This is a genomic window from Hyphobacterium lacteum (assembly GCF_036330345.1).
Taxonomy (GTDB): Bacteria; Pseudomonadota; Alphaproteobacteria; order Caulobacterales; family Maricaulaceae; genus Hyphobacterium; species Hyphobacterium lacteum.
In genome coordinates this window covers 130138-155729 of the sequence record NZ_JAZDRP010000005.1, presented here as the reverse complement: position 1 = coordinate 155729, position 25592 = coordinate 130138, and the positions used below count along the sequence as shown (strand labels likewise).

Here is a 25592-nt window from a genome sequence, read left to right as displayed (position 1 = left end):
GTCAGTGTGTGCCGTGATTTGACTGATGGCTCAATTTGGCAATCAGCTCATCCACAGCTTTACGGGCGAAATCGAAGCCTTTGGAGGTGTCGATAATGAAGTCGGCCCGATTCCGCTTTTCCTCATCAGGCATCTGTCGGGAAAGAATTTGCGCAAACTTTTCCCGGGTCATGCCCGGGCGCTCCAGAACACGAGCCGCCTGAATATCGGCTGGTGCGGTGACCACCAGAACCCCGTCCACCCAGGCCTCACCACCGGTTTCGAACAGAAGCGGAATGTCAAAGATGACCAGATCCTGACCGCTTTTGGCCGCCGCCTCGAGAAAATCCGCGCGGCGGGCCGCGACCAGCGGATGAACAATCGCATTCAACCTGTCGAATCCCGATGGATCCCTTGCGAGAGCCTCCGACAATTTTTCCCGCGAGATTCCGGTCCGGGTCACCACACCCGGAAAAGCCGCCTCGACCGGCGCGACCGCGTCTCCACCGGCGGCATAGAGCGCGTGGACGACAGCGTCGGAATCGAAAACGGGAATGCCGGCCTCGGCAAACATTTTCGCCGTTGTGGATTTTCCCATACCGATCGAACCGGTCAGGCCGAGCTTGTAAGGGCTCATGATGACAGGGCCTTTCTCAACAGGTCTTCCGCATCAGGCGCATCAGGAACCGGGCTCCCGAAAAGAGCGGTGAAAGATGGCCGGGCCTGAGCGATCAGCATGGAAAGCCCGTCGACCGTCCTCAGTCCCGCAGATCTGGCGCTATCCATGAAAGGCCGATGCGACGGCGTGTAAACCGTATCAAAGACAAGGGTGCCGGACTTACAGGTCTGCCAGTCGATTTGCGGATCCGAAACCCCATCGAGACCGAGACTGGTCGCATTGACAATAATGTCTGCCTCGCGGGCCGCCGCCTGCCGCTCGCTCCAGTCGGTACTTCTGGCGGTCCTGAACATTCGCGAGAGCGTTGCGGCGCGTTCGCGTGTCCGGTTGGCAATGATGATCGTCCTGGCACCTCCGGCCTGTGCTGCCACACAAACCGCACGGGCAACGCCGCCCGCGCCGAGGACAAGAACCGATTTCCCGGAACTCCCGCAGCCGGCTTCTGACAGCGCTGCGGAGACACCTTCAATATCGGTATTGTCGGCCGCGATGCGGCCATCGCGAAACAGGAGAAGATTGGCAGCGCCGGCCGCTATAGCCGTAGCGTTGGCCTCGTCGGCCACCTCAAGGGCCAGGGTCTTGAAGGGAAGGGTTACATTCAATCCGGCAAGACCGGACCGGGCCAGCGCCCGGAAATCGTCTGCACCGAAATTTCTGGCGGCAGGGAGGGCGATATACGCAGCGTCCAGGCCCTGCGCCGCAATCCAGCTATTCATCAGGAGCGGCGAAAGCGAATGCGCAATGGGCGAGCCGATCACCCCGGCAATACGGGTGCGGCCGCTGATCATCGCTCCAACACACCTTCCTGCCGGAGGAGATCAAGCACTGGCAAAAGCGGTAATCCGAGAATGGCGTAATAATCGCCGTCTACCGCGTCGAACAGCTGAGCGCCGAGCTCCTCATAAGCGTAAGCGCCAACACTGGCGGTCAGCACATCTCCGGCTGCCTTCAGGTAATGATCGAGATAATCGTCCGAGAAATCGCGCACCTTCAAATGGCTTTCCTGCCGGTGCCGCCAGATCACCTCGCCCGCGCGAACCGCGGCCAGACCACAATGAAGCGTGTGCGTCTTTCCCCGCAGGTGCAAAAGCCGGTCCCTTGCTTCCCCGGCGGATTTGGCCTTGTCGAACATCTCGCCATCAAGGCCGAGAACCTGGTCAGCCCCCAGCACGAGCTGATCGGATTCTGCGGAAACCGCACCAGCCTTCGCTTCTGCCAGAAGGAGAGCCAGCTCGGTGGGATCCGTGCCGGTCCAGGCCTGTTTGATGGCATCTTCATCCACGCCAGACGTTTTGACTGCAAAAGGAATCTTGGCGTTTTCCAGGATCTTGCGGCGGATCTGGCTTCCAGAAGCGAGAATGAGCCGGGTCATGCACCATTCGCCTTGCGGTCATTTACGAGGTTGAGGATTTTTGCGGCCGTTTCCTCGACAGAGCGGCGTGTCACATCAATCGTCGGCCATCCATGGCGCGCAAACATGCGTTTCGCGGCAATAATCTCATCCTTCACCGAGACATCATCGACATATTCGGTATCGCGGTCTTCGTTGAGCGAGAGAAGGCGGTTGCGGCGGATCTGGACAATCCGTTCGGGCGATGCCGTCAGGCCGATAATCAGCGGTTTCTTCAACCCGATGACGCCGGCAGGTGTTTCTCCTCCACGGACAAGGGGAATATTCGCCGCCTTGACACCGCGATGAGCCAGATAGATGCAGGTTGGTGTCTTTGATGTCCGGCTGACGCCCAGCAGAACAACATCGGCGCCTTCAAGGTTTCCGCCCTGGCCATCATCATGCATGATGGCATAGTTCAGGGCCTCGATCCGCTCATAGTACTGGGCATCAAGATCATGTTGAGCTCCGGCCCGGCTTGATGGCGGCAGGGCCAGATAGCCTGACAGGGTCGCGATAATCGGATCGAGAATGGCAATCGCCGGAATACCGACTTTCTGGCAATGGTCTTCGAGACGGCGGCGCATATCGGCTGAAACGACGGTATACATTACGACGCCGGGCGCGCGTTCGATTTCCTCCAACGCCCTTTCCATCTGCCGGGGCGAGCGCACCAGCGCATATAGGTGTTCGATTACCTCGACGCCATCGAATTGGGCGACCGAGGCCCGCATCACCTCACCCAGCGTTTCACCGGTTGAATCCGAGACCAGATGAACGTGGAATTTGCGGCCTTTGCCTGCGCTGGAAATCATGTCGTCTTCACACCCGCCAGGGGTTAACCAAGTGTTAACAAGTTGGCCTGTCGTTAACACCTTCGGCGATGACGGCCAGGTTCGGTCTGATCATTGAGGATAGCTGCCCGGCTTGTCCAATACGAATTCACACCCTGACACAGCTGTGGATCCAAAAGGGCCAACCTATTTCAATTAACACTTATACCCGCGAATAACCCCGTTTTTCCAGAAATGAAATCAATTATATATCTGAAAAAATTGCAAATATTAAGTTTTACGCAATCTAAACAGAATGCCATTCGAAAATTTACAAACGGGCTTGCCAGCTGTGGATTTCGGGGAAAACGGCATTATTCACCGCTACCCACATCACAACGACTCTCTCAATATTCAAATCAGATAATAGGAATTAGATAGGCATGTGGTTAACCCGGATTGCCTTCCAGGGTGGAGACGCCTAACCCTCGGCTCATGAGCAAGATAATCCTTGATGTCTTATCCGGAGTCATACCGGAACGGCCACCGGTCTGGCTGATGCGTCAGGCCGGGCGCTACCTGCCGGAATACCGCGAGGTCCGCGCCACAGCCCGCAACTTTATCGACTTCTGTCTGACACCTGAGAAGGCAACAGCTGTCACCCTGCAACCGATCGAGCGCTTCGGTTTCGATGCGGCCATTCTGTTCGCCGATATCCTTTTGGTACCAATGGCCCTCGGCCGGAGAGTCTGGTTCGAAACCGGCGAGGGACCAAAGCTCGATCCGTTGTCAGCAGAAGACATTGCCGGCATGAGCGTTGGTGATGTCGAGACAATTCTGGGTCCGGTCGGTGAAACCGTGGCACGACTGTCAAAGCAGCTTCCCGGGGAAACCACACTGATCGGTTTTGCCGGGTCACCCTGGACAGTCGCTACCTATATGATCGAGGGGGGTGGATCCAAGGACCGCTGGAATGCCCGTCGTCTTTACTGGGAACACCCTGAAGCCATGCAGCGCCTTCTCGATCTGCTGTCGGAGGCCACCATTCGCTATCTGGTGATGCAGGCCAGGGCGGGAGCAGACGTCCTGAAGCTGTTTGACAGCTGGGCTGAAGGGCTGCCGCCACCCATGTTCGAGGATCTGGTTATCCGTCCTACCCGCAAAATCGTCGACGGGGTTCGTGCGGCCGGGATTGATGTGCCGATCATCGGTTTCCCGAAAGGGGCGGGGCCGAACTATCTTGGATATGCCGACAGAGCGGGTGTAACGGCGCTGGCGCTGGATCATAGCCTCAATACCGAATGGGCTGTGAGCGAACTGCCGTCTGGCATGCCGTTGCAGGGCCAGCTGGATCCGGCCGTCCTGCGGGCCGGCGGTCATGCGCTTGACGGAGAGGTTGATCGGATCATTTCAGCCTACTCGGGACGCCCGCATATCTTCAATCTGGGTCATGGCATAACGCCGGATGTGCCCATCGAGAACGTGCAGCGCCTCGTTAAGCGGATAAAAGGTCATTGAAATGGCGCGCAAGATTGCCGTGGTCCTGTTCAATCTCGGAGGACCGGATGGTCCCGATGACGTCAAACCCTTCCTGCGCAATCTTTTCAGGGATCCAGCGATTATTGGCGCCCCGGGTCCGATCCGCGAATTCCTGGCCTGGCTGATTTCGACCACACGGACGCCGGAAGCCCGGAAGAATTACGAGAAAATGGGCGGTGGATCGCCGCTCTTGCCGGAAACAAAAAAGCAGGCAGACGCCCTGATTTCGGCGCTGGAGAAAAAGCAGCCGGGCGAGATGTTCAGGAGCTTCATCGCCATGCGCTACTGGCATCCATTCCTCGAGGATACGGTTCGAGAAGTTGAAGCCTGGGCGCCTGATGAAATCGTTCTGCTGCCCCTCTATCCGCAATTTTCGACCTCGACGACAGGATCGTCCCTGACCGGTTGGGAAAAGGCCGGTGGCGGTGTTGCCCGGACAATATGCTGTTATCCTGAAGAGAAGGGATTGATCGCGGCACATGCGCAGCTGATCGGGGAGACTTGGGAAAAGGCCGGAAAACCGGCCAATGCCCGTATTCTGCTGTCGGCGCACGGCTTACCCGAAAAAACCGTCCGTGACGGTGATCCCTATCAATGGCAGATCGAGCAGACTTCAGCCGCGGTCATGAAACATTTGCCGGAGCTCTCAGACTGGCAGATCTGCTATCAGTCGCGTGTTGGTCCTCTGAAATGGATCGGACCATCGACAGAAGAAGCGATCGAAGCAGCGGCAGCTGATGGAAAATCGATTATTCTGACGCCCATCGCCTTTGTCTCCGAGCACATTGAAACCCTTGTCGAGCTGGACGAGGAATATGCGCTCCTGGCAGAAGAAAACGGCATTCCGGGATATTATCGTGTGCCGGCCCTCGGTCTCGCACAGGCATTTATCGACGGTCTTGCCGATCTTGCGATAGAGGCCTTGCAGGGAGACCAGGGCTTGAAGCCGCCTTGCGGAAAGCGGATTTGCCCGGCAGGTTTCGGCAAATGCCCCAACCGGACAGGTGAAAATGTCTGATTTTGTTCTGGCGGCCTATGACTGGTTTCGCGGGTTTCATATTCTGGCGGTGATCGCCTGGATGGCGGGATTGCTCTATCTGCCGCGCCTCTTTGTCTATCATTGCGAGGCCCAGCCGGGTGGTGAACTGGATACCGTGTTGAAGCTCCAGGAACATCGCCTTCTGAAATTCATCATGAACCCGGCGATGATTGCGGCCTGGATATTCGGATTATTGCTGATCTGGTCCAATGCCGAACGCGCTGGCGGCTGGGTCATTTTCCATCAATGGGACTGGATGGTGAAGTTCGCGGCCATTGTCCTGATGACCGGCCTTCACCATATATTCGCTGTCAGGAAGAAGCGCTTTGAGGCTGGGAATAATGACTGGTCTCAGCGCAAATACCGGATTTACAACGAGATTCCGGCTGTTCTGGCGATTGTGATTGTTCTGATTGCGACTGTCGCCCTGAACTAGTTCTGTCTTGACGACCGGCAGGGCGTATGTCACTCGTCAGGAAAGTTCCGATTGCTCGGAATTCCTTTCTCATGGTGAGCGCCATCAAAGGCGAGCCCATCGACCCTTACAAACCCGTTTCAAGGCTGCCTGCACAGGCGGAATCCGTCCGGCAAACAGCCTTGCGCCCCGGATCAATTACAGAACCAAGTGAGTTCCATGTCTGATACGAATGACGATATCGAGTCCGAAGACGACGATCTCGAAAATGAAAATGACGGCGATACTGACGCCGACATTGATGATGAACCCAAAACCCTGCCGCCGTCTCTGGCCGGGCTGGAGCGCATGTCGCTCCAGGAATTGAAAGAGAAGAAGCCCACTGAATTGCTGCAGATTGCGGAGGCCCTCGATATCGAGAATGCCGCAACCATGCGCAAACAGGGCATGATGTTTGCCATTCTCAAGGAAGTCGCCCAGCGCGGCGTCGAGATTTATGGCGGTGGCACTCTGGAAATTCTCCAGGATGGCTTCGGCTTCCTGCGGTCTCCGGAAGCCAATTATCTGGCCGGCCCGGATGACATCTATGTTTCGCCCAACCAGATCAAGAAATTCGGCCTGCGGACCGGCGATACGGTGGAAGGCGAGATCCGGTCGCCGCGCAATGGTGAACGCTATTTTGCCTTGCTGAAAATCTCGGCGATCAATTTCACGGATCCGGAACAGGCCCGTCACAAGGTTCATTTCGACAATCTGACACCGCTTTATCCCGAAGAGCGTTTCAATCTCGAACTGCCGGACCCGACCAAGAAGGACAAGACCGGCCGGGTGATCGACATCGTCTCGCCAATCGGTAAGGGACAGCGCGCCCTGATCGTGGCACCGCCGCGGACCGGTAAGACGATGATCCTCCAGAATATCGCCCATGCGATCGAGACAAATCACCCGAATTGTTATCTCATCGTCCTTCTGATCGACGAGCGTCCGGAAGAAGTGACCGATATGCAGCGGACGGTGAAGGGCGAGGTGATTTCCTCGACCTTTGACGAACCGGCGACGCGCCACGTGCAGGTCGCAGATATGGTGATCGAGAAGGCCAAGCGCCTTGTCGAACATGGCCGCGATGTTGTGATCCTGCTCGACTCGATCACCCGTCTCGGCCGTGCCTACAACACGGTCGTCCCGTCTTCGGGCAAGGTGTTGACCGGTGGTGTCGATGCCAATGCCCTGCAGCGTCCGAAGCGCTTCTTCGGCGCCGCACGGAATATCGAGAATGGCGGATCACTGTCCATCATAGCGACCGCGCTGATCGATACCGGCTCGCGTATGGATGAAGTGATCTTCGAGGAATTCAAGGGCACTGGTAACTCGGAAATCGTGCTGGACCGCAAGGTCGCCGACAAGCGTGTCTTCCCGGCGATCGATATTCTCAAGTCCGGCACCCGTAAGGAAGAGCTTCTGGTCGACAAGGTCGATCTGCAGAAGACCTATGTCCTGCGCCGCATCCTCAACCCGATGGGTGCCCAGGATGCAATCGACTTCCTTCTGTCCAAACTCAAGGAAACGAAGACGAATTCCGACTTCTTCGATTCCATGAACACATAGGGCCGATTTATGACCCAGCCAGATATTACGCTCTATCATGCGCCCATGACGCGGGCGATCCGGCCGCGCTGGGTGATGGAGGAAATGGGCCTGCCCTATAAGCTGGAGCGCCCGGCCTTTGATCGCGGTAATGTCGGCGGCGAGGATTATCGCGCCGTCAATCCGATACAGAAAATCCCGGCCTTGAAGGATGGCGATACCGTGATGCTGGAATCGGTCGCGATGACCCAGTATCTGACCGACAAATACGGCCCGACACCGCTGACCGTAACGAAAGACGAGCCGGATTTCGCCCGTTATCTGGAATGGTTGCATTTCGGCGAAGCCACGATGGCGATGGCCGTCAATCTGACCCTGGCGCATACAGCCCTTCTGCCCGAAGACCAGCGCAATCCCGCACTTGGCCACTGGGCGGTCGGCGAATTCAACAAGCACGCACGGCTGATTTCGGAACGCGGCCTTGCGGATGGCCGGGAATTCCTCGCCGGTGACCGCCTGACGCTGGCAGACATGTCGGTTGTCTACATGCTCTACCTGATGAAGCTGGTGAGAAAGTTCGACAATGTCCCGGACAATGTGAAGGACTATTTCAAGCAGATCACTGCGCTGGAGAGCTGGCAGAAAGCATCCGCCGACTGATCACTCGATACCGCAATAGCGTTGCCAGGGGCCGAAAGCGGCCAGTGCGGCTTCCGGATCATCCGTCGCCAGAACCTCGATATGCCGTTCATCGATGAAGGCATAATCGATGGTGCCGGCTTCCTCGCCCGGAAAATCGTGCATCGCGGTTTCGATACCCTGTCCGGTCAGAAAATACTCGGTATGGGCATCCGGCACGCCGCGTCCCACCCAGCTCATCAGCCCTGAGACGTCCAGCTCGCTGCTGAGCACCTCATCATGGTCGGTGAAGGGGAGGGAAATGCCGATGTCGGTCGTAACAGCCTGGATCGGATCTGCATCCGCGACATCATAGACAATGATCATCGACTGTGACGCCATGCCGGCTTCAACAGCCAGCCGGGCGGCCTCACCGGGACCGATTTCCTTGAGATCCAGTTCTAGATAGACGCCGGCGGCGCGGGCCGCCTCGAAGGCTTCGGAGAGCGTAGGAATCAACTGATTGGTGCGGCGCCCATTGGCGTCTTCGAGTCGCAAGGCCCGCAATTCCTCCAGCGTATGATCAGCGACATTGCCGGTGCCATTTGTGGTCCGATCCAGCGTTCTATCGTGCATGAGAACAACATGACCATCGCTCGAAAGGCGCAGATCGATCTCGACCATGGCCGCACCCATCTCGCCCGCCGCCCGGATTCCAGCCAGCGAATTTTCCGGAATACCCGGCGCAAACCCACCCGCGCGATGAATGGCCACCAGGGTGGCATCGGCCTCGCGGGCGCAATCCAGCAATTCCCCGATCGGCGGAATAACGGGTTGGGCCTGCAGGGAAATGGCGAGAAGGGTGGCAATCATGGCTTATCCGATATGAGCCTGAAGAAAGGCGCGGGTGCGGGTATTGGCGAGATCGGCGGCTTCCGGATCGAAATGATCCCCACCGGTTCGGGCGAATGCGTGATCCTGAGCCGGATAATCATGAAGAGTCACGTGCGGATTATCGTCGAGCCCGTCATGCATGACTTTCTGGGCAGCAGCATCAACGAACTGGTCCTTCCCTGCGACATGCAGCATGAGGTGGCCGTGAATGTTCTCCGATTCCTGCAGATATTTCGGTATGTTGACCCCATAATATCCAACCGCGGCCTCGACATCTGTCCGGCAGGCTGTCAGATAGGCCAGCAAACCGCCCAGGCAGTAACCGATGGCGCCGACCTTTCCGGTCCCATCCTTGTCACGGCGGGCCAGATCAACGGTCTCGGCAATATCCTTCAGCCCGGTCTCTATGTTGAATTTACCAAATAAATCAAAGGCCTTGTCCCATTCGGCCTGAGATTTGTCTGTAATGTCGACATTGGGTTCGATGCGCCAGAACAGGTCCGGACAGATCGCAACATATCCCTGATCGGCCAGGTCATCGCAGATGTCACGCATGACCTTGTTAACGCCGAATATCTCCTGCAGGACGACGATTGCCGGTCCCTTTCCGCTCTTCGGGGCGGCGCGGTAGGCGGTAAACTCGCCATCAGGCGAATGAATCGTAATGGTGCTGGAGGTCATGGTTTGTCCTCATCATTGCTATTTGGACTCGATACGGGGCAAGTTATAGGTCCTGAACAAGACAGCAAGTGAGGCCAGGATGAAGGTCAAGATCGACATTGATTGCACGCCCGAGGAGGCGCGCAGTTTTTTTGGCCTGCCGGATGTGACACCGGTCAACGAGATGATGGTCTCCGAGATGACCCGGCGGATGCAGGAAAACATGTCATCTCTGGATCCCGATGTGCTGATGCGCAACTGGATGAGCTTTGGTGGGCAGATGCAGGATCAGTTCATGAATTTGATGCGCCAGGCCGGCCCCGCGTCGAAAGACTAGAAAGATGGCCGGAGATACGATTTTTGCCCTGGCCACCCCGCCGGGGCGTTCCGGCGTGGCAGTCTTGCGCCTTTCAGGTCCGGACAGCGGAAATATCGTATCGGCAGCTATCCAGAGGGCACTCCCTTCACCCCGGCAGGCTGCATTGCGGAAAATCCTCGCAGAGGATGGCCGTTTGCTGGACGAGGGTCTGATCCTCTGGTTTCCGGGCCCCGCCAGCTTTACTGGCGAAGACAGTGCCGAACTCCAGATCCATGGCGGAACCGCCGTGATCGAGGGTGTTTCGGCCCGCTTGTCCGAACTCGGCGCCCGTCTGGCCGAGCCGGGGGAGTTTACCCGCCGCGCCTATGAGAATGGCCGCATTGATCTGACCCAGGCCGAAGGTCTGGCGGACCTTGTCGATGCCGAAACCAGCGCACAGCGGGAACAGGCGCTTTCCCAGATGACGGGTGCGCTACGGGATCTGTATGAGGGATGGCGCCGCCAGCTGATCTCGATCATGGCCGCTATCGAGGGTGAGATTGATTTTCCGGACGAGGAGGGGGTGCCGGAGGCGCTGGCCGCAACAGCACTGCCGGTCATTGATGAATTGATCAATGCGCTGGGCGCACATCTGGATGATGATCACCGCGGAGAGCGGGTACGTGAAGGTTTCCGGATTGCGATTATCGGTCCGCCCAATGCGGGCAAGTCCAGCCTGCTCAATGCACTGGCCGGTCGTGAAGCGGCGATCGTGACAGACATTCCCGGAACCACGCGCGATGTGGTGGAAATCCGCCTGGAGTTGGGTGGGTTTGTCGTGACTCTCGCTGACACGGCCGGCCTGCGGGATACCGATGATGTCGTCGAAAAGGAGGGCGTGCGCCGGGCTTTGACTCATGCTGACTCTGCGGACTTTGTGGTTGGGTTGCTCGATGGGTCGGGCGATTGGAATCAGGAGATGACTCCAGTTCTGCAGAAATCGGACTTTCTGGTTTTTGCTAAAGCTGACCTCGGTTTGTCTCTGACTCTTCCTGACTCTATCGGGCCCGATCTGGTGATTTCCACGCAGTCCGGGCAGGGGCTCGGTGATCTCGAAGCCAGGCTGAAGGCGGTTGTGAGCGAGCGGCTGGGGCAAAGGGAAATGCCCGCATTGTCCCGGCTTCGTCACCGGCTCAGCGTTTCAGGGGCGCGAGACGCTTTGCAGCGGGCGCGACTGCGCTTTGGTGATCCCGAGCTCGCTGGCGAGGATATTCGGTTGGCGGTACGGGCGCTTGAGAGTCTGACGGGCCGGATTGATGTGGAGGATGTGCTCGACGAGGTGTTCTCGCGGTTCTGTATCGGAAAATAGCCTGATTGTTTCACGTGGAACCTTCAGGGCCTCGACTCGCGCGGGGTTTGCGCCTACATAGCGCGCCCCGAAATGGAGCCTGAAAAGATGTCCGCGAATTGGGATGTCATTGTCATCGGCGGCGGTCATGCCGGTTGCGAAGCTGCGGCGGCCAGTGCGCGTCTGGGGGCGCGAACCCTGCTCTTGACGCATGATCCGGCGACGATCGGAGAAATGTCCTGTAACCCGGCCATTGGCGGCCTCGGCAAGGGGCATCTGGTTCGCGAAATCGATGCCATGGACGGGATTATGGGCCGCATAGCCGACGTCTCCGGTATTCAGTTTCGCTTGCTCAACCGGTCCAAGGGGCCGGCGGTTCGGGGGCCTCGCACCCAATCGGACCGGAGGCTTTATCGCGAAGCCATGCAGGCTGAATTGGTGGGAACGGCGAATCTCGCGATCGAAGCAGCATCAATTGAGGATCTGATCTGTGATGATCATGGCAAAGTCACCGGCGTCGTTGCAGAAGACGGGCGGCGTTGGGAAGCCAGCGCAATCGTGCTTACCACGGGGACTTTCCTCAAGGGTGTGATCCATCGTGGCCTCGAACGCATTCCTGCGGGCCGGTTCGGTGAAAAGCCGGCGATCGGGCTTTCGGACCGCCTTTACGGCCTGGGTTTGCGGATGGGCCGGCTGAAGACCGGAACGCCCGCCCGCCTCTACAGGGACAGCATAGACTGGTCCCGGCTGGATGTGCAGCCGGCCGATGACAAACCCGTACCGTTCTCGTTCGTGACCGAAGCGATTGTGGTGCCGCAGATTGCGTGCGGGATTACGGAAACAACACCGGAAACCCATGCGATCATTGCCGCTAACCTGGACAAGTCGGCCGTCTATAGTGGCGGGATTTCCGGCCGGGGGCCGCGCTATTGTCCGTCTATCGAGGACAAGATCCACCGTTTCGCCGACAAGGATAGCCATCAGATTTTCCTCGAGCCTGAAGGTCTCGACAGCGATCTGGTTTATCCGAATGGTATTTCGACATCCTTGCCCGATGACGTCCAGCAGGCCTTCCTGGAAACCATACCTGGCCTCGAGTCTGTCAGCGTGGCCCGTTACGGCTATGCCATTGAATATGACTATGTCGATCCGCGTGAATTGACACCGGCACTCGAGGTCCGGGCGGCGCCCGGCCTTTATCTGGCCGGTCAGATCAACGGCACGACCGGTTATGAGGAGGCCGCCGCGCAGGGCCTGATGGCGGGGATTAATGCCGCCCGCCGCGCCGCTGGTCTGGCTCCGGTTATTCTTGGCCGGTCGGACGCCTATATCGGCGTCCTCATTGATGACCTCGTGACTCGAGGTGTCAGTGAGCCATATCGGATGTTTACCAGCCGGGCTGAGTATCGCCTGACCCTTCGCGCGGATAATGCTGACCAGCGATTGACTCCTCTTGCCATTGAGTTGGGTGGCGTTTCGGATCGCAGAATCGAGTCATACAGACTCAAGATGACTCAGCTTGATGAGGGCCGCGAGGCTCTTGCCCGAGTATCCCTGACTCCTCCCGAAGCGGCGCGCGCGGGTTTAAAGGTCAATCAGGATGGCCGCCGCCGAACCGCGATGGAATTACTGAGCTATGCTGATGTTAAGTGGGATGACATTGCCGGGCTCGATCCGGCCCTGTTGGATATTGACCCACCCATCGCCGAGCAATTGTCGATTGAGGCTGTTTACGCTCATTATCTGGAACGCCAGGAAGCTGACATCCTCGCCTTTCGCAAGGATGAGGCCATCAAACTGCCCGACGAATTCGACTATGCGTCTGTCGGCGGTTTGTCGGCGGAGGCGCGCGAGAAGCTGATGGCGGCCCGGCCTCAGACTTTGGGACAAGCCAGCCGGATCGAAGGGGTGACGCCCGGTGCCATAACAGCCATCCTGGCCCATCTGAAATCATCGCGAAAGGCCGGCTAGGTGAGCTTTACGTCAGAGGACTTCCAGAAAGCGACCGGTGTTTCACGTGAAACACTCGAGGCTTTCGAGCGCTGGCGTTTGCTGCTCGACGAGACCAATCGCACCACCAACCTGGTCGGACGCTCGACCATGGCCGATTTCTGGAAACGCCATGCGCTCGACGGAATCCAGCTGCTCGATCACGCACCGGAGAATGGAAAAAGCTGGCTGGACTTCGGCGCCGGTGCCGGAATCCCCGGTATCGCGATTGCCCTCGCCATGAAAGATTGTGGCCTTTCCGAATCCACTCTTCTCATGGTCGAATCCGTTGGAAAGAAAGCCCGTTTTATAGAGCGCTCGCTGGAGGTCACCGGTGCGCCGGGGCGTATAGAAAATTGCCGTATCGAGGCGTTGGATCCCGAGAACAGGTTTGACGTGATCACGGCACGGGCCGTCGCCGCGCTGGACAAGCTCCTCTGGTATACTTTTCCCCTGTTGAAAAGCGAGGGTATATGCCTCTTTCCGAAGGGACAGCGCTACCGTCAGGAATTGACGGATGCCCGTAAATACTGGACCTTCGATGAAGATGTTCTGCCGAGTCTGACCAGCGACGATGGAGTCATACTTCGCTTGTCCGCCATCCGGCCGAAGAAGGGAAACCGACATGCCAGACATCCAGCGTAACCGGCCTCCAAAAGTCATCGCCATCGCCAACCAGAAAGGCGGCGTTGGCAAGACCACCACGACCATCAATCTCGGCACGGCGCTGGCAGCCATCGGAAAGCAGGTCGTCATCCTCGATCTCGACCCGCAGGGCAATGCCTCGACAGGGCTGGGCGTCCCGCCGGCCGAGCGTAAGGTCACCACCTATGACGTGCTGGTGGGCGAGCAGCCACTGGAGCGCGCCCTGGTCGATACGCTTGTGCCCGGCCTGTCTCTGGTCCCCTCGGATCCGGATCTTTCAGGCGCCGAGCTTGAACTCGCGGCTGCGCCGCGCCGCTCCTATCGCATGCGCCACGCCATAGACCGCCTTCGCAAACGTCTCGAGGATGCCGGCCAACATTACGATTATGTACTCATCGACTGTCCACCGTCCCTCAATCTCTTGACGGTCAATGCTTTGACATCTGCTGACTCTGTTCTGGTTCCGCTCCAGTGCGAATTCTTTGCGCTGGAGGGATTGAGCCAGCTCATGCGCACGATTGATCTCGTCCGCACCAATCTCAACCCGAAGCTCGCCCTGCAGGGTGTCGTTCTGACCATGTATGATGGCCGCAACAATCTATCCGGCCAGGTCGAGGCCGACGTCCGCGAACATTTCGGCGATCAGGTTTACAAGACTCTCATCCCCCGCAATGTCCGGGTCTCCGAGGCCCCTTCCTTCGGCAAGCCGGTCCTGCTCTATGATCTCCATTGCACAGGCAGCCAGGCTTACCTGTCTCTGGCCAAGGAGATTGTTCAACAGGAAAAGCGGCAAGCTCTTGATATTGAAAGGGTTCCGGCATGAGCGCCGAACGTACTCGCGGTCTGGGCCGCGGCCTCTCCGCCCTTCTGAATGACGGCGATGTCACTGATAAAACTGCGGATTCTCCCAGGAACGCATCCCTCATTCCCATCGAGGAAATTCAGCCCAATCCCGACCAGCCAAGGCGGATTTTCGCCGAAGACGATCTCAAGGCACTGGCCGCCTCGATCACCGAGAAGGGCCTGCTGCAGCCGGTTCTCGTTAGGCCGCTGGCCGAGGGGGGCTATCAGATTGTCGCCGGCGAACGCCGCTGGCGCGCCGCACAACTCGCCAAACTGCACGAAATCCCGGTCCTTGTCCGTGAGCTCACCGACCGCGAGACCCTGGAAATCGCGATTGTCGAGAACGTCCAGCGCGCCGACCTCAACCCCGTCGAAGAGGCGCGCGCCTACAGACAGCTTGTCGACCGTTTCGAGCATACACAGGAAGAAATCGCACGCGCTGTCGGCAAGAGCCGCAGCCATGTTGCCAACATGATGCGCTTGCTTTCACTGCCGGACAGCGTCCTCGAGCACCTTGCTGCCGGGCGCCTGTCCATGGGCCATGCACGCGCCATTGCAACCAGCGAGAATGCCGCTGTTCTGGCCGATAATATTGCGGCACAGGGTCTGAGTGTCCGCCAGGCCGAAGCGCTGGCGAAAGCCCCCGCCGCCGGCAAGGCGCCTGAGACGAAATCCACCGGCCCATCCAAGGACGCCGACACGCGGGCCCTGGAAGACGACCTCTCCCATCGTCTCGGCCTGAAGGTCGAAATCGATCATGGTCACGGAAAGTCGGGCGAAGCCGGCGCGGTCACCATTCGCTATTCAAAGCTCGATCAGCTTGATGATATCTGCCGCCGGCTCAATGCGGGCTAATCAGCCCCAGCCACGAAGATCAGCATCGGGATCGTCGCCACCGCCATCATCATCGCTGGGATCATCCGTATCATCCCGCCGGCGGCGGCTGGCCGCTATGCCCACACCTGAAAGGCCAAGGCCAAGCGAGCCCGTATCGGTCCGCACGCGGCGGTCGAGATGGGACGGGCCGCCGCGGGCGATCCAGCCATAAAGCAGAACGCAACCAATGCCGGCCGTCGTGATCAGCACCAGCGCGGCAATCCAGCCCCCCTGGCCCTGCGGGTTCATGAAAATGCCGAAGACATAGGTCAGGAACAAAAAGACCCCGGCCGACACAATCAGCGCAAAGATATGGCGTAAGGTTCTCATATTGGCCTCCCGATAGCGGGCAGTCTCCTCCCCGCATGAGGCCAAATCAAGGCCGGATCAGGCGGCGCTTTCCCCGCGTTGGTAGGTCAGGGCCATGAAAACGTCTTCAAGATCAGGTTCTTCGGTCCGCAGATCTGCAATCCTGGCTCCCGACGCATTATACTTCTCGATGATTTCCGCCACCGATTCCTGGCCAAACTTGTAGGAGATCGCTAGCGAACCACCCTGACGGATCTCCGCCTGAAAATCTCCCAGCGCCGCCGGCACTTCAGTGAGCGGCTCCACCGGATCAATCACCAGCGTCTTTGTATCCATCCGCTTCAGGAGCGCTTCTTTCGGCTCGCAGGCAATCACCTCGCCATGATCGACGATCGCGATCTCGTCGCACAGCTCCTGCGCTTCTTCGAGATAATGCGTCGTCAGAACAATCGTTGTCCCGGCCGCATGCAGTTCGCGGACATAGGCCCATAACTGGCGGCGCAATTCGATATCCACCCCGGCTGTCGGCTCGTCCAGAACCAGGATGGGCGGGTTGTGGACCAGCGCTTTGGCGACCAGCAGGCGCCGCTTCATACCGCCCGACAGCTGACGCACATAGGCATCGCGTTTGTCGCTCAGCCCCACCGCCGCCAGAATCTCTTCGGACCGGCGTTCCGATTTCGGAACCCCATAGAAACCGGCCATCAATTCCAGTGTTTCATAGGGCGTGAAAAACACGTCCATATTGATTTCCTGGGGCACAATCCCGATGGCCGCGCGAGCATTGCGCGGCTCGCGATCAATGTCACGGCCCCAGATTGACGCCTGGCCGGATGTCTTGTTCACGAGGCCGGCAAAGATATTGATGAAGGTCGACTTCCCGGCCCCGTTCGGCCCCAGAAGGCCGAAGATCGATCCGCGACGAATGCGCAGCGTCACGCCTTTCAGGGCTTCCTTGCCGCCCTTGTAGGTTTTCTTCAGGTCGATCGCCTCGAGGGCAAATTCGGGAAGTTCGGTCATGCAACATGTCCTGATTGACGCTGCGGGGTCAGGGCCATAACTATGCGCCTCGAACCCGCCTGTCTATCGGAGCCCTGTCATGGCCGCACCGCAACCGCCCGAGATCGTCCTGACCGAACAGCACCGCGTCTCCTGTGATGGCGGCGGTGGCGCACTCGGACACCCGAAAGTCTATTATGAAATGGACCGGGACAGGGGCTATGTCGAATGCGGCTATTGCGATCGGCGTTTCGTCGCCCGGGGCGGTCCGGCGGATACGTCCAGCTAGATTTCCTTGATGGCCCGTAATCCCGCCCAGAATATCGGCCTGATTACCGGCCTTGTCCTCGCTCTCGGCCTGCAATTCCTGCCCTTGCCGGACGGCCTTTCCCGAGAAGCCTGGCTGCTGGCTTCGCTGGCGCTGCTGATGGCGACTTGGTGGGCCACCGAGGCCATTCCGATTGCAGCGACAGCACTCGTTCCCCTCGCCATCTTTCCGTTCCTGGGCATTATCGAAACGCTTGCGGCCGCCGCGCCTTACGCTGATCCTATCGTCATGCTGCTGCTGGGCGGCTTCATCGTCGCTTTGGCCATCGAGCGCTGGAATCTTCACGCCCGCATCGCCTTAAACGTCGTCGCCGCCTTCGGATCCAAACCCGCCTTGATGGTGCTCGGCTTCATGGCGGCGAGCGCGCTCTTGTCCATGTGGATCTCCAACACGGCGACTACGCTGATGATGATCCCCATCGCGCTGAAGGTGGCGGAAGCTGTGGGCGATGAAGGCTTGGATGCTAAGATTTTTGCACCCGCGCTAGCGCTCGCCGTGGCATACGCCGCCTCGGTCGGCGGGATCATGACGCCGGTGGGCACGCCGACCAATCTGATCGCCATGGGCTTTATGGAACGCGAATACGGCGAGACGATCAGCTTTCCCCAATGGATGATGCTGGGCGTGCCCGCCGCCCTTTTGATCATTCCCTCCATGTGGCTGATCTTAACTCGATGGGTGTTCAAGGTTTCCGGCCACGCGCCCAGCGCCGCAGGCCGTGAGGTCGTATTGGACCAAAAGCGCAAGCTGGGCCGGATGACCACACCTGAACTGCGGGTCGCGCTCGCCTTTTCGGCGGTGGCGATTTTGTGGATGGGCCGGGAATTGCCCGGCTTCTTGATCGGTCATCCTGATCCGGAAATGGAGTTTGGCTGGAATCCACTACTGGCTTGGATCAGCGCTTCGCTCGATTTGCCCATCACCTTGGCGCTAGGCAATGCGCAAATCGCCATGGCCGGCGCTTTGGCCATGTTTCTCATCCCCGCAGGCGGCAAAGACAAAAAGGGCCAAGCTTTGATGGATTGGGAGACTGTTCAGCGTCTCCCTTGGGCAGTGATCATCTTGTTCGGCGGCGGTCTCTCGCTCGCTGCTGCCATTCAAGCGACTGGTCTGGCGGAATGGATTGGGTCTCACCTGGCTTGGGTCGCGGCTTTGCCTTTGCCCGTGACCGTTCTGATCCTCGCATTGATTGTAGTGTTCTTAACCGAACTCACCAGCAATGTGGCCACCGTCTCCGGCTTCCTGCCTGTACTCGCCGCCGTAGCGATCGAAGCCGGCGTGCCGCCTGCGCACCTGATCGTGCCGGTGGCTCTGGCCGCGAGTTGCGCCTTCATGCTGCCGGTGGCCACAGCGCCCAACGCCATCGTCTACGCCTCCGGCGCGGCGCGCATGGGTCAGATGATGAAGGCAGGCTTCCGGATAAACCTTATAGCAGCCCCCATCATTGCGCTGGTGGCGAGCCTGCTGAGCGGCGTGGCGTTCCCGGGTTAGCCGCACCCGCCAATTGCCTCTCCCGGCAACCCAACCTAGCTTGTGCCACAAGCGAGGAAGGGCAGCCCAATGGCGGTGGAACGCAAGGTCGACGCGACCTCTCATGTCTATCTGATTGACGGGTCGGGCTATATTTTCCGGGCCTATCATGCGCTGCCGCCGCTCACCCGCTCGGATGGGACGCCGGTCGGCGCGGTCCAGGGCTTCTGCAACATGCTGTGGAAGCTCTTGGAAGACCTCAAGGGCGAGGATGAGCCCAGCCATCTTGCTGTTATTTTTGACTATTCCGGCAAGTCCTTTCGTAACGATATCTATCCGGACTACAAGGCGCACCGCCCGCCCGCCCCGGAAGACTTGGTGCCGCAATTCTCCATCATCCGCGATGCCACGCGCGCCTTTGGTACACCCTGTATCGAGATGGAGGGCTATGAGGCCGACGATCTGATCGCCACCTATGCCCGTCAGGCCGAGGCCAAGGGGGCCAAGGTCACCATCGTCTCCTCGGACAAGGATTTGATGCAGCTGGTCGGCGACCGCGTCACCATGTTCGACACGATGAAGAACAAGCGCATCGATCCGGCCGGCGTGGTCGAGAAATTCGGCGTGGGTCCGGACAAGGTAATCGAGGTGCAATCGCTGATGGGCGATTCGACCGACAATGTTCCCGGTGTTCCGGGCATCGGTCCGAAAACCGCCAGTCAGCTGATCGGGGAATATGGTGATCTCGAAACGCTTCTCTCCCGAGCCGAAGAGATCAAGCAGAACAAGCGCCGCGAGAACCTGATCGAGTTTGCTGACAAGGCCCGGATTTCCAAAGAATTGGTGACCCTGAAAACCGATGTGCCGGTCGAGAATGGTCTGGACGAATTCGGAACCGCCGATCCTGATCCGGATACGCTGGTCGGCTTCCTCAAGGAGATGGAATTCCGCACCATTACGCGCCGCGTAGAGGAAGCGCTGGGCGGGCCGGTCGCGGATGCCACAGGTGATGCCACCGCACCGGTTGACCGGACAAAATATGAGTACGTGACCAAACTCGCCGATCTGGAAAAATGGATCGAGGCCAGCCATGCCGCCGGCATCATCGCCGTCGATACCGAGACCGACAGCCTCTCGGCGGTGGCTTCGAAACTGGTCGGCGTGTCTCTGGCGACAGCGCCGGGCAAGGCCTGCTATATCCCGCTCGACCATGGCACAGCAGGGGATTTGCTGGGCGGAGGCGACCGTCCCGAACAGATTCCCATGGATCAGGCCATCGCGGCGCTGAAACCGCTTCTGGAGGACAAATCCGTCCTCAAGATCGGCCAGAACATCAAATATGATCTCGCCGTCCTGTCGCGTTATGGCATCCGCGTGGCGCCCTATGACGACACCATGCTGCTCTCCTATGTGCTGGAAAGCGGGCTGCACGGGCATGGCATGGATGAGCTTTCCGAGCTGCACCTTGGCCATACGCCTTTGAGCTTCAAGGAAGTCTGCGGCAGCGGCAAAAGCCAGATCAGTTTTGCCGAAGTCGACCTGGCCAAGGCCACCGAATATGCCGCCGAGGATGCCGATGTCACGCTGCGGCTCTGGGAAATCCTCAAGCCCAGTATCGCCCCCAAGGGCAAGCTGACGCTTTACGAAACCATTGAGCGCCCCATGCCACAGATTCTCTCTGGCATGGAGCTGGCGGGCGTGAAGGTCGACAAGGCGCAATTATCCCGCATGTCCTCGGATTTCGCCCAGAAAATGGCCGAGTATGAGGACAAGGCCCATGAGCTGGCCGGCTCGAAATTCAATCTCGGCAGCCCCAAACAGCTGGGCGAGATCCTGTTTGACGAGATGGGACTGCCCGGCGGCAAGAAGACCAAGACCGGGGCCTGGTCAACGGATGTGTCTGTGCTGGAAGGGCTTGCCAATGAGGGCCATGAATTGCCCCAGGCCATTCTCTCCTGGCGAAGCTATGCCAAGCTGAAATCCACCTATGCCGATGCGCTGGGCGCCGCCATCAATCCGGACACCGGCCGGGTTCATACCTCGTTTTCTCTGGCTTCGACGTCGACTGGCCGGCTGGCCTCCTCCGATCCCAATCTGATGAACATCCCGATCCGCAGCGAGGAGGGCCGCAAGATCCGCGAGGCCTTCGTGGCCGAGCCGGGCAATGTCATTGTCGCTGCCGACTATTCCCAGATCGAGCTGCGCCTGCTGGCTCACATCGCCGATGTCGCCGCCCTCAAAGAGGCCTTCCGCCGCGGCGATGATATTCACGCCATGACGGCGTCGGAAATGTTTGGCGTTCCGGTCGAGGGCATGGACCCGATGGTCCGGCGCAAGGCCAAGGCGATCAATTTCGGGATCATCTACGGGATATCCGCCTTCGGTCTTGCCAATAATCTCGGCATCGAGCGGGACGAAGCGAAAACCTTCATCGAGAAATATTTCGAGAAATTCCCGGGCGTTAAAACCTATATGGATGAAAAGCGTGAAGAGGTGAAAGCCAGGGGTTATGTCGAGACAATCTTCGGCCGCCGTGCGCACCTGCCCTCGATCAAGGACAAGAATCCGAACATGCGCCAGTTCGCCGAGCGTCAGGCGATCAATGCTCCGATCCAGGGCTCGGCCGCTGATATCATCCGCCGCGCGATGATCCGCCTGCCGGGCGCGATCGACAAGGCTGGTCTGGACGCCCGCATGCTGTTGCAGGTGCATGATGAACTGGTCTTCGAAGTCCCTGAACACGAGGCGGACGACATGATCGCCCTGGCAAAGAAGGTGATGTCAGGTGCGGCTCTGCCGGCCATCGACATATCTGTTCCGCTGGAAGTGGATGCGAGGGCCGGCGCGCATTGGGGCGAGGCCCACTGATCAGTCCTTGAGCGTCCCCGTCCGGACGATCGCCATCGTGCAACGGGACAGGCAGACCAGCTTGCCCTTTTCATTGGTGATGCGGATCGTCCAGACCTGCGTGGTCCGGCCACGGGATTCGATCCTGGCTTCGCCATAGACCCAGCCCTCACGGACCGGGCGGACATGATTGGCATTGATTTCCATGCCAACAGCGGCATGGGTCTCCGGGTCAACGGTGGAGAAGGCGCCCACAGAGGCCAGCGTTTCGGCGAGCGCCACGGAAGCTCCGCCATGGAGGAGACCGAAAGGCTGGTGGGTGCGTTTGTCGACCGGCATCTTGCCGCGCACCCAGTCATCGCCAAACTCCGTCAGTTCGATCCCGATAGCGCCCATCATGGTCCGGTCGTGAGAGGCGTTCATTTCCTCGAGCGGCGCTTTGCCGCCGTGCCAGATCGCAGCCATCGGTGTAATTCCTCTTTCATCCTGCCCTTGCCCATGATGAAAATCGGGCACAGCGGCAAATTCATCCGGTCGGGTATATAGGGGGTTTTTCAACTTGGCGCAGGCAAATGCACCACTGGCGATTTTCGCCCACCCAGGTCATGAGCTGCGCATTCTCCATACGCTGGGCCAACTGGAGGCCGCCTGCCTTTATCTGACGGATGCATCCGGTTCGACCGGCCATTCCCGAATTCCGCTGACCGCCGGGCTTCTGAAGCAATCGGGCCTGCCGGAACGCGTGGATTTTCCCTTTATCCCGGACGCCGAATTGTATGCAGGCCTGCACCGGCACGATGAGCGGCTGATCGGCGCGCTGGCGCTTGAGCTCGACCGGGTGATTGAAATCATGCAGCCGCGATTTCTGATCACCGACGCAGCCGAGGGTTATAATCCGGCGCATGATATTTGCCATTTCATCGCTGTCAGGGCGGGAAACCGTCATGGACTCGACGTCTATGATATCGCTCTGGACGCAGATCCTGCCGATTACGGCCATGCGACCCCCGGCGATTGCATGGATTTCAGCCTCGATCGCGGGGCGCTTGCATGGAAGCTGGATATGATCCGGCAATATATCGCGCTGGCCGGTGAGCAGCTGGCACAGGAGGCGGGTCATCTTCTGGCGCTTTATGGAGAGCCTGCACAGGGCTGCGAAATCCTGAGGCCCGCGCTCGACTGGCCGCGCTATGACCGCACTTTCGAGGCGGACCAGCCCTTCTTCGAGCGGCATGGCCGCCAGCGCGTGCGCGAAGGCAAATACGCCTCGGCCCTGACCTACCGGGATCATCTCCGGCCGCTTCTGGCGGCGATGATGCAACCGGCGTGAAAATCCTCATCACCAATCATGCGCTGGATCGCCGCGCCGGAACCGAGCTCTATGTCCGTGACCTGGCGATCGGGCTGAAGGCCCGCGGCCATGAACCGGTCTGCTTTTCGCCGCTGCTGGGAAGCGTTGCCGAAGAGATCCGCCAGGCCGGGATTGCCGTCACCGATGATCTGACACCGGTGAGCGCTCCGGACATTCTGCATTGCCACCATCACCCGGTAACAGCACTCGCCTGCATGGCGTTTCCGCAAACACCCGCCATCTCCGTCTGCCATGGCGTCAAGCCCTGGCAGGAAGCGCCGCTGGCCCGCTTTCCCAACATTCTGGCCCATGTCGCCGTCGACCAGCCCTGCTTTGACTTTCTGGCCGGGCAGGAGATTGCTTCGGACACAATTGTGATCATTCCCAATGGCGTTGATCTGAAAAGGTTCACGGCGGCCGCTGTGGCCCGCGACGATCCGGACCGGCAGCGCCGGGCCCTGCTGATTTCCAATATTGCAACCCCGGCGGAACTCGACCCCTTCCGGCAGGCCTGTGAGGCGAATGGCCTGTCACTGGAGTTTGCCGGTGCCGCCGGAGAGGTGATGCGGGCGCCAGAGAAGGATCTGCCCGGTTATGGTCTGGTCTTTGCCAAAGCGCGCGCAGCCCTGGAAGCCATGGCCTCGGGCTGCGCCGTGATCCTGTCTGATTATGGCCGTATCGGCCCGCGGGTCACGACCGACCGTTTCGAGACCCTGCGCCGGGCCAATTTCGGTTTCAGCGTGATCGACCGCATCCCGACACCGGACGCGCTGGCGGGCGAGATAAAGGCGGTGGATTGGCAGGACGCCGCCAGGGTCAGTGCGCGGGTCCGGGCAGAAGCGGATTTTGCCAATGCGGTCGAGAGCTATGAGGATCTTTACCTGAAGCTGGCGGGAAAGCCGGTTGACGCTTCGTTGTCGCCCGCGGCCATGCAGGCCTATCTCGGCGCCATCCTGCCTCAACTTCAGGAACGGGATGATCTGGCAACACGGCTCTATACCGAAACGGCGATAAGGCTGCAGCGGGAACAGGCGCTCGCCGTGCTCAGGGCAGAGGACTGACTACCAGCGCGAAACGATGGAAATCGCCGCGAAATCCTCGTCTTCTTCCCACTCGTCCACGCCATAACGATAGGCCCAGCTGCGCCGGACATAGGCAAAGGCAATGTCGGTGCTGTCGCTCACCCGGTAGGCGACCCCGCCCTGGGCATCGCCGATAACCGTGTACGGGGTGACATCAATCGCCTGAAGCGGCCGGCCGATCGCATTGGCATCATAGAACAGCGCCTGCCGTTCGGCTGCCGCGAACAGATACCATCTGGAATCCGAACCGCGCCCATCGCCGATCCGCAACCTTGCCCCGACGCGCGCTTCCGTACCCTCGGGTGTCAGTGAAACGCCCGCATAAGGCGTCACCACAGTATCTCCGGCCGGATTGGCCACAGGCGCCGCCAGCCGCACATTCGTGGTTGTCCGCGCTTCGGGCAGATCGGCAAAAGACGCTCTCTGGAAAGCTTCTTCCGTCAGCGTTTCGCCTTCCAGGACAATTTCCCCGGGTCCTGGCGGATCGGCCAGGACGAACCGGGTCCGGTTGGCGCCGAAATCGTCACTGTAGGCCTGGCGAACACTCATCACCGCGGTCGCAGTCCGGGCTGTCGCACTCGAAACGCTTGGCGGTGTATCATTCTCAAAGGATGCCAGCACGGCCGCGTGCGGGTCCCATTCAGGCTGATCGGATACGGCAGGCCCGGCAAGACCTGCGCACAGGCCTGTCACGGCCACGCATCCGGCGCAGAGTATCTCTGTCGTCCGACGCATCTATTCTCCCCTGAAACAGGGTTAACAGGGTTGCCGGATTCCGTCATCAGAAATCGGAATGTAGGTTTTCTGATCCGTGGATAAGCCATTAGGTTGACGTCACACCGGATGAATGGAGGCAGAAAGATGAATCATGTCGACCCGGAACGCGCAGCCTTCGAGGCGTTCAAGGCCCTGCCCCGCAATCAGCCGATCGATATGCTCAACCTCATCCGCTTGCACGATCAGGCACGTTATCCGGATGGCCAATCCGTTTCCGGGGCCGAGGCCTATGCGAATTACGGCAGGTTCAGCGCACCGGTTTTCCAGCGCGTGGGCGGAGAGATCATCTGGCGCGGGCAGCCGCAGCTTGTATTGATCGGACCGCCGGACGGGCTCTGGGACATTGCCTTTATCGCCCGTTATCCATCGGCTGCAGCCTTTCTGGAGATGGTCACCGACCCGGTCTACCAGAAAGACGCCGTCCCGCACCGCCAGGCGGCGGTACGGGACTCAAGACTGATCCGGCACACACAGGCGGCCGGTGAAAACAGGTTTGGCTAGTCGCGGGCGACCAGCGTGAAGGTGACGTCATCACCATTGGCATTCTGGCCAGTCCAGCTGTCGCCGACCGAGAGATCGTCCATCAGCGGCTGGCAGTTGGCTTCGCCTGTGGCGCGCGCAACGCAGAACTGATCACCTTCCATGTGCCAGTTTCCGGATATACCCACATTCGTGGAATAGCTGCCATCGGCCTCGAAATAGACGACGTATTCACCTTCCGGTCCGGAGACCTGAAGCGCGTTTTCGATCAGCGGATCGGTTGCGGCCTGCAAGAGCACTGCAGCAAACAAGTGTGAAATCATTGAACTCCCCATTCAGGTGAAATTGAGTAACACCCCTCGCGAAAGAGGGGAGTTAGC

The 25592-nt window shown here is 59.3% G+C and carries 28 protein-coding genes; 17 read left to right on the top strand and 11 right to left on the bottom strand.

From position 1 onward, the window contains the following. Nucleotide 1: 1 nt before the first annotated feature. From coaE to V0U79_RS09645, 4 genes are read right to left on the bottom strand one after another with little or no spacing between them, the layout of a single operon-like run. Entirely contained in the window at nucleotides 2-616 is a 615-nt protein-coding gene (gene coaE, locus V0U79_RS09660; protein ID WP_330199295.1) for a dephospho-CoA kinase, read from the bottom strand. Then, the gene (gene aroE / locus V0U79_RS09655) at nucleotides 613-1446 is read right to left on the bottom strand and encodes a shikimate dehydrogenase (protein WP_330199294.1); all 834 of its coding nucleotides are present in this window, start codon (nucleotides 1444-1446) and stop codon (nucleotides 613-615) included. Before aroE ends, coaE begins: the two co-directional genes overlap by 4 nt. Next, nucleotides 1443-2030: a Maf family protein gene (locus V0U79_RS09650; RefSeq protein WP_330199293.1), complete on the bottom strand. Its 588-nt coding sequence runs from the start codon at nucleotides 2028-2030 to the stop codon at nucleotides 1443-1445. The genes aroE and V0U79_RS09650 overlap by 4 nt, the downstream gene beginning before the upstream one ends. Continuing rightward, the gene (locus tag V0U79_RS09645) at nucleotides 2027-2863 is read right to left on the bottom strand and encodes a pyruvate, water dikinase regulatory protein (RefSeq protein ID WP_330199292.1); all 837 of its coding nucleotides are present in this window, start codon (nucleotides 2861-2863) and stop codon (nucleotides 2027-2029) included. Before V0U79_RS09645 ends, V0U79_RS09650 begins: the two co-directional genes overlap by 4 nt. Before the next feature lie 453 nt (nucleotides 2864-3316). On the opposite strand from V0U79_RS09645, the gene hemE reads away from it, so the two are divergent. The 5 genes from hemE (at nucleotide 3317) to V0U79_RS09620 (ending at nucleotide 8058) form a co-directional block, all read left to right on the top strand. Beyond that, nucleotides 3317-4339 (top strand): uroporphyrinogen decarboxylase, encoded by a 1023-nt coding sequence (gene hemE / locus V0U79_RS09640; protein ID WP_330199291.1) that lies wholly within the window; start codon nucleotides 3317-3319, stop codon nucleotides 4337-4339. Between the two features lies 1 nt (nucleotide 4340). Beyond that, nucleotides 4341-5378 (top strand): ferrochelatase, encoded by a 1038-nt coding sequence (hemH, locus tag V0U79_RS09635; RefSeq protein ID WP_330199290.1) that lies wholly within the window; start codon nucleotides 4341-4343, stop codon nucleotides 5376-5378. Continuing rightward, complete coding sequence (locus V0U79_RS09630) at nucleotides 5371-5835, top strand: CopD family protein (protein ID WP_330199289.1); 465 nt, start codon at nucleotides 5371-5373, stop codon at nucleotides 5833-5835. Before hemH ends, V0U79_RS09630 begins: the two co-directional genes overlap by 8 nt. A 327-nt stretch (nucleotides 5836-6162) precedes the next feature. Then, nucleotides 6163-7419, top strand: a complete 1257-nt coding sequence (gene rho, locus V0U79_RS09625) for a transcription termination factor Rho (protein WP_330199438.1) — start codon at nucleotides 6163-6165, stop codon at nucleotides 7417-7419. Nucleotides 7420-7428: 9 nt separating this feature from the next. After that, on the top strand, nucleotides 7429-8058 hold the full coding sequence (locus tag V0U79_RS09620; RefSeq protein WP_330199288.1) for a glutathione S-transferase family protein: 630 nt from the start codon (nucleotides 7429-7431) through the stop codon (nucleotides 8056-8058). Here the strand turns inward: V0U79_RS09620 and V0U79_RS09615 are convergent, their stop codons facing one another. Both V0U79_RS09615 and V0U79_RS09610 read right to left on the bottom strand, forming a co-directional pair. Then, nucleotides 8059-8889: a glycerophosphodiester phosphodiesterase family protein gene (locus V0U79_RS09615; RefSeq protein WP_330199287.1), complete on the bottom strand. Its 831-nt coding sequence runs from the start codon at nucleotides 8887-8889 to the stop codon at nucleotides 8059-8061. A 3-nt stretch (nucleotides 8890-8892) separates the two neighbouring features. After that, nucleotides 8893-9591 carry a dienelactone hydrolase family protein gene (locus V0U79_RS09610; protein ID WP_330199286.1) on the bottom strand — a complete coding sequence of 233 codons (699 nt, stop codon included), beginning with the start codon at nucleotides 9589-9591 and terminating at the stop codon, nucleotides 8893-8895. A 79-nt stretch (nucleotides 9592-9670) separates the two neighbouring features. Here V0U79_RS09610 and V0U79_RS09605 point away from each other — a divergent pair, with 79 nt between their 5' ends. The 6 genes from V0U79_RS09605 (at nucleotide 9671) to V0U79_RS09580 (ending at nucleotide 15548) form a co-directional block, all read left to right on the top strand. After that, nucleotides 9671-9907, top strand: a complete 237-nt coding sequence (locus tag V0U79_RS09605) for a DUF6489 family protein (RefSeq protein ID WP_330199285.1) — start codon at nucleotides 9671-9673, stop codon at nucleotides 9905-9907. 4 nt (nucleotides 9908-9911) lie between these two features. Then, nucleotides 9912-11237 carry a tRNA uridine-5-carboxymethylaminomethyl(34) synthesis GTPase MnmE gene (gene mnmE, locus V0U79_RS09600; RefSeq protein WP_330199284.1) on the top strand — a complete coding sequence of 442 codons (1326 nt, stop codon included), beginning with the start codon at nucleotides 9912-9914 and terminating at the stop codon, nucleotides 11235-11237. 87 nt (nucleotides 11238-11324) lie between these two features. After that, complete coding sequence (mnmG, locus tag V0U79_RS09595; protein ID WP_330199283.1) at nucleotides 11325-13187, top strand: tRNA uridine-5-carboxymethylaminomethyl(34) synthesis enzyme MnmG; 1863 nt, start codon at nucleotides 11325-11327, stop codon at nucleotides 13185-13187. Beyond that, complete coding sequence (rsmG, locus tag V0U79_RS09590; RefSeq protein WP_330199282.1) at nucleotides 13188-13850, top strand: 16S rRNA (guanine(527)-N(7))-methyltransferase RsmG; 663 nt, start codon at nucleotides 13188-13190, stop codon at nucleotides 13848-13850. Further along, complete coding sequence (locus V0U79_RS09585) at nucleotides 13831-14673, top strand: ParA family protein (protein ID WP_330199281.1); 843 nt, start codon at nucleotides 13831-13833, stop codon at nucleotides 14671-14673. Before rsmG ends, V0U79_RS09585 begins: the two co-directional genes overlap by 20 nt. After that, a complete protein-coding gene (locus V0U79_RS09580; RefSeq protein WP_330199280.1) occupies nucleotides 14670-15548 on the top strand; it encodes a ParB/RepB/Spo0J family partition protein in 879 nt (292 codons plus the stop codon). Before V0U79_RS09585 ends, V0U79_RS09580 begins: the two co-directional genes overlap by 4 nt. Here V0U79_RS09580 and V0U79_RS09575 read toward each other — a convergent pair whose 3' ends face one another. Both V0U79_RS09575 and V0U79_RS09570 read right to left on the bottom strand, forming a co-directional pair. Continuing rightward, nucleotides 15549-15899 (bottom strand): hypothetical protein, encoded by a 351-nt coding sequence (locus V0U79_RS09575; protein WP_330199279.1) that lies wholly within the window; start codon nucleotides 15897-15899, stop codon nucleotides 15549-15551. A 57-nt stretch (nucleotides 15900-15956) separates the two neighbouring features. Next, nucleotides 15957-16898, bottom strand: a complete 942-nt coding sequence (locus V0U79_RS09570) for an ABC transporter ATP-binding protein (protein WP_330199278.1) — start codon at nucleotides 16896-16898, stop codon at nucleotides 15957-15959. A gap of 79 nt (nucleotides 16899-16977) precedes the next feature. Between V0U79_RS09570 and V0U79_RS09565 the strand changes: the two genes are divergently transcribed. The 3 genes from V0U79_RS09565 (at nucleotide 16978) to polA (ending at nucleotide 21543) form a co-directional block, all read left to right on the top strand. Next, on the top strand, nucleotides 16978-17166 hold the full coding sequence (locus tag V0U79_RS09565) for a zinc-finger domain-containing protein (RefSeq protein WP_330199277.1): 189 nt from the start codon (nucleotides 16978-16980) through the stop codon (nucleotides 17164-17166). Nucleotides 17167-17175: 9 nt separating this feature from the next. Next, nucleotides 17176-18696 carry an SLC13 family permease gene (locus V0U79_RS09560; protein WP_330199276.1) on the top strand — a complete coding sequence of 507 codons (1521 nt, stop codon included), beginning with the start codon at nucleotides 17176-17178 and terminating at the stop codon, nucleotides 18694-18696. A 69-nt stretch (nucleotides 18697-18765) separates the two neighbouring features. Then, nucleotides 18766-21543, top strand: coding sequence for a DNA polymerase I (gene polA, locus V0U79_RS09555; RefSeq protein ID WP_330199275.1), 2778 nt, complete (start codon nucleotides 18766-18768; stop codon nucleotides 21541-21543). On the opposite strand, the gene V0U79_RS09550 is transcribed toward polA, so the two are convergent. Next, nucleotides 21544-21987, bottom strand: a complete 444-nt coding sequence (locus tag V0U79_RS09550) for a hotdog fold thioesterase (protein ID WP_330199274.1) — start codon at nucleotides 21985-21987, stop codon at nucleotides 21544-21546. It abuts the gene before it with no gap. Nucleotides 21988-22081: 94 nt separating this feature from the next. Between V0U79_RS09550 and V0U79_RS09545 the strand changes: the two genes are divergently transcribed. Then, nucleotides 22082-22852, top strand: coding sequence for a hypothetical protein (locus tag V0U79_RS09545; protein WP_330199273.1), 771 nt, complete (start codon nucleotides 22082-22084; stop codon nucleotides 22850-22852). Beyond that, on the top strand, nucleotides 22849-23934 hold the full coding sequence (locus V0U79_RS09540; RefSeq protein WP_330199272.1) for a glycosyltransferase: 1086 nt from the start codon (nucleotides 22849-22851) through the stop codon (nucleotides 23932-23934). The genes V0U79_RS09545 and V0U79_RS09540 overlap by 4 nt, the downstream gene beginning before the upstream one ends. On the opposite strand, the gene V0U79_RS09535 is transcribed toward V0U79_RS09540, so the two are convergent. Next, nucleotides 23935-24690 carry a hypothetical protein gene (locus V0U79_RS09535; RefSeq protein WP_330199271.1) on the bottom strand — a complete coding sequence of 252 codons (756 nt, stop codon included), beginning with the start codon at nucleotides 24688-24690 and terminating at the stop codon, nucleotides 23935-23937. A gap of 126 nt (nucleotides 24691-24816) precedes the next feature. Between V0U79_RS09535 and V0U79_RS09530 the strand changes: the two genes are divergently transcribed. Then, nucleotides 24817-25233 carry a DUF1330 domain-containing protein gene (locus V0U79_RS09530; protein ID WP_330199270.1) on the top strand — a complete coding sequence of 139 codons (417 nt, stop codon included), beginning with the start codon at nucleotides 24817-24819 and terminating at the stop codon, nucleotides 25231-25233. Here V0U79_RS09530 and V0U79_RS09525 read toward each other — a convergent pair. Next, nucleotides 25230-25535 carry a hypothetical protein gene (locus V0U79_RS09525; protein WP_330199269.1) on the bottom strand — a complete coding sequence of 102 codons (306 nt, stop codon included), beginning with the start codon at nucleotides 25533-25535 and terminating at the stop codon, nucleotides 25230-25232. The genes V0U79_RS09530 and V0U79_RS09525 overlap by 4 nt on opposite strands. Between the last annotated feature and the right edge of the window lie 57 nt (nucleotides 25536-25592).

What these genes read in the sequence shown, in the direction of transcription:
- aroE (WP_330199294.1), bottom strand. Translation starts at nt 1,446, where the DNA reads ATGATCAGCGGCCGCACCCGTATTGCCGGGGTGATCGGCTCGCCCATT.
- V0U79_RS09525 (WP_330199269.1), bottom strand. Translation starts at nt 25,535, where the DNA reads ATGATTTCACACTTGTTTGCTGCAGTGCTCTTGCAGGCCGCAACCGAT.
- V0U79_RS09560 (WP_330199276.1), top strand. Translation starts at nt 17,176, where the DNA reads ATGGCCCGTAATCCCGCCCAGAATATCGGCCTGATTACCGGCCTTGTC.
- V0U79_RS09620 (WP_330199288.1), top strand. Translation starts at nt 7,429, where the DNA reads ATGACCCAGCCAGATATTACGCTCTATCATGCGCCCATGACGCGGGCG.
- hemE (WP_330199291.1), top strand. Translation starts at nt 3,317, where the DNA reads ATGAGCAAGATAATCCTTGATGTCTTATCCGGAGTCATACCGGAACGG.
- rho (WP_330199438.1), top strand. Translation starts at nt 6,163, where the DNA reads ATGTCGCTCCAGGAATTGAAAGAGAAGAAGCCCACTGAATTGCTGCAG.
- hemH (WP_330199290.1), top strand. Translation starts at nt 4,341, where the DNA reads ATGGCGCGCAAGATTGCCGTGGTCCTGTTCAATCTCGGAGGACCGGAT.
- V0U79_RS09580 (WP_330199280.1), top strand. Translation starts at nt 14,670, where the DNA reads ATGAGCGCCGAACGTACTCGCGGTCTGGGCCGCGGCCTCTCCGCCCTT.
- V0U79_RS09535 (WP_330199271.1), bottom strand. Translation starts at nt 24,690, where the DNA reads ATGCGTCGGACGACAGAGATACTCTGCGCCGGATGCGTGGCCGTGACA.
- mnmE (WP_330199284.1), top strand. Translation starts at nt 9,912, where the DNA reads ATGGCCGGAGATACGATTTTTGCCCTGGCCACCCCGCCGGGGCGTTCC.
- mnmG (WP_330199283.1), top strand. Translation starts at nt 11,325, where the DNA reads ATGTCCGCGAATTGGGATGTCATTGTCATCGGCGGCGGTCATGCCGGT.
- V0U79_RS09605 (WP_330199285.1), top strand. Translation starts at nt 9,671, where the DNA reads ATGAAGGTCAAGATCGACATTGATTGCACGCCCGAGGAGGCGCGCAGT.
- V0U79_RS09615 (WP_330199287.1), bottom strand. Translation starts at nt 8,889, where the DNA reads ATGATTGCCACCCTTCTCGCCATTTCCCTGCAGGCCCAACCCGTTATT.
- V0U79_RS09650 (WP_330199293.1), bottom strand. Translation starts at nt 2,030, where the DNA reads ATGACCCGGCTCATTCTCGCTTCTGGAAGCCAGATCCGCCGCAAGATC.
- coaE (WP_330199295.1), bottom strand. Translation starts at nt 616, where the DNA reads ATGAGCCCTTACAAGCTCGGCCTGACCGGTTCGATCGGTATGGGAAAA.
- V0U79_RS09550 (WP_330199274.1), bottom strand. Translation starts at nt 21,987, where the DNA reads ATGGCTGCGATCTGGCACGGCGGCAAAGCGCCGCTCGAGGAAATGAAC.
- V0U79_RS09570 (WP_330199278.1), bottom strand. Translation starts at nt 16,898, where the DNA reads ATGACCGAACTTCCCGAATTTGCCCTCGAGGCGATCGACCTGAAGAAA.
- V0U79_RS09610 (WP_330199286.1), bottom strand. Translation starts at nt 9,591, where the DNA reads ATGACCTCCAGCACCATTACGATTCATTCGCCTGATGGCGAGTTTACC.
- V0U79_RS09630 (WP_330199289.1), top strand. Translation starts at nt 5,371, where the DNA reads ATGTCTGATTTTGTTCTGGCGGCCTATGACTGGTTTCGCGGGTTTCAT.
- V0U79_RS09585 (WP_330199281.1), top strand. Translation starts at nt 13,831, where the DNA reads ATGCCAGACATCCAGCGTAACCGGCCTCCAAAAGTCATCGCCATCGCC.
- V0U79_RS09565 (WP_330199277.1), top strand. Translation starts at nt 16,978, where the DNA reads ATGGCCGCACCGCAACCGCCCGAGATCGTCCTGACCGAACAGCACCGC.
- polA (WP_330199275.1), top strand. Translation starts at nt 18,766, where the DNA reads ATGGCGGTGGAACGCAAGGTCGACGCGACCTCTCATGTCTATCTGATT.
- V0U79_RS09530 (WP_330199270.1), top strand. Translation starts at nt 24,817, where the DNA reads ATGAATCATGTCGACCCGGAACGCGCAGCCTTCGAGGCGTTCAAGGCC.
- V0U79_RS09575 (WP_330199279.1), bottom strand. Translation starts at nt 15,899, where the DNA reads ATGAGAACCTTACGCCATATCTTTGCGCTGATTGTGTCGGCCGGGGTC.
- V0U79_RS09645 (WP_330199292.1), bottom strand. Translation starts at nt 2,863, where the DNA reads ATGATTTCCAGCGCAGGCAAAGGCCGCAAATTCCACGTTCATCTGGTC.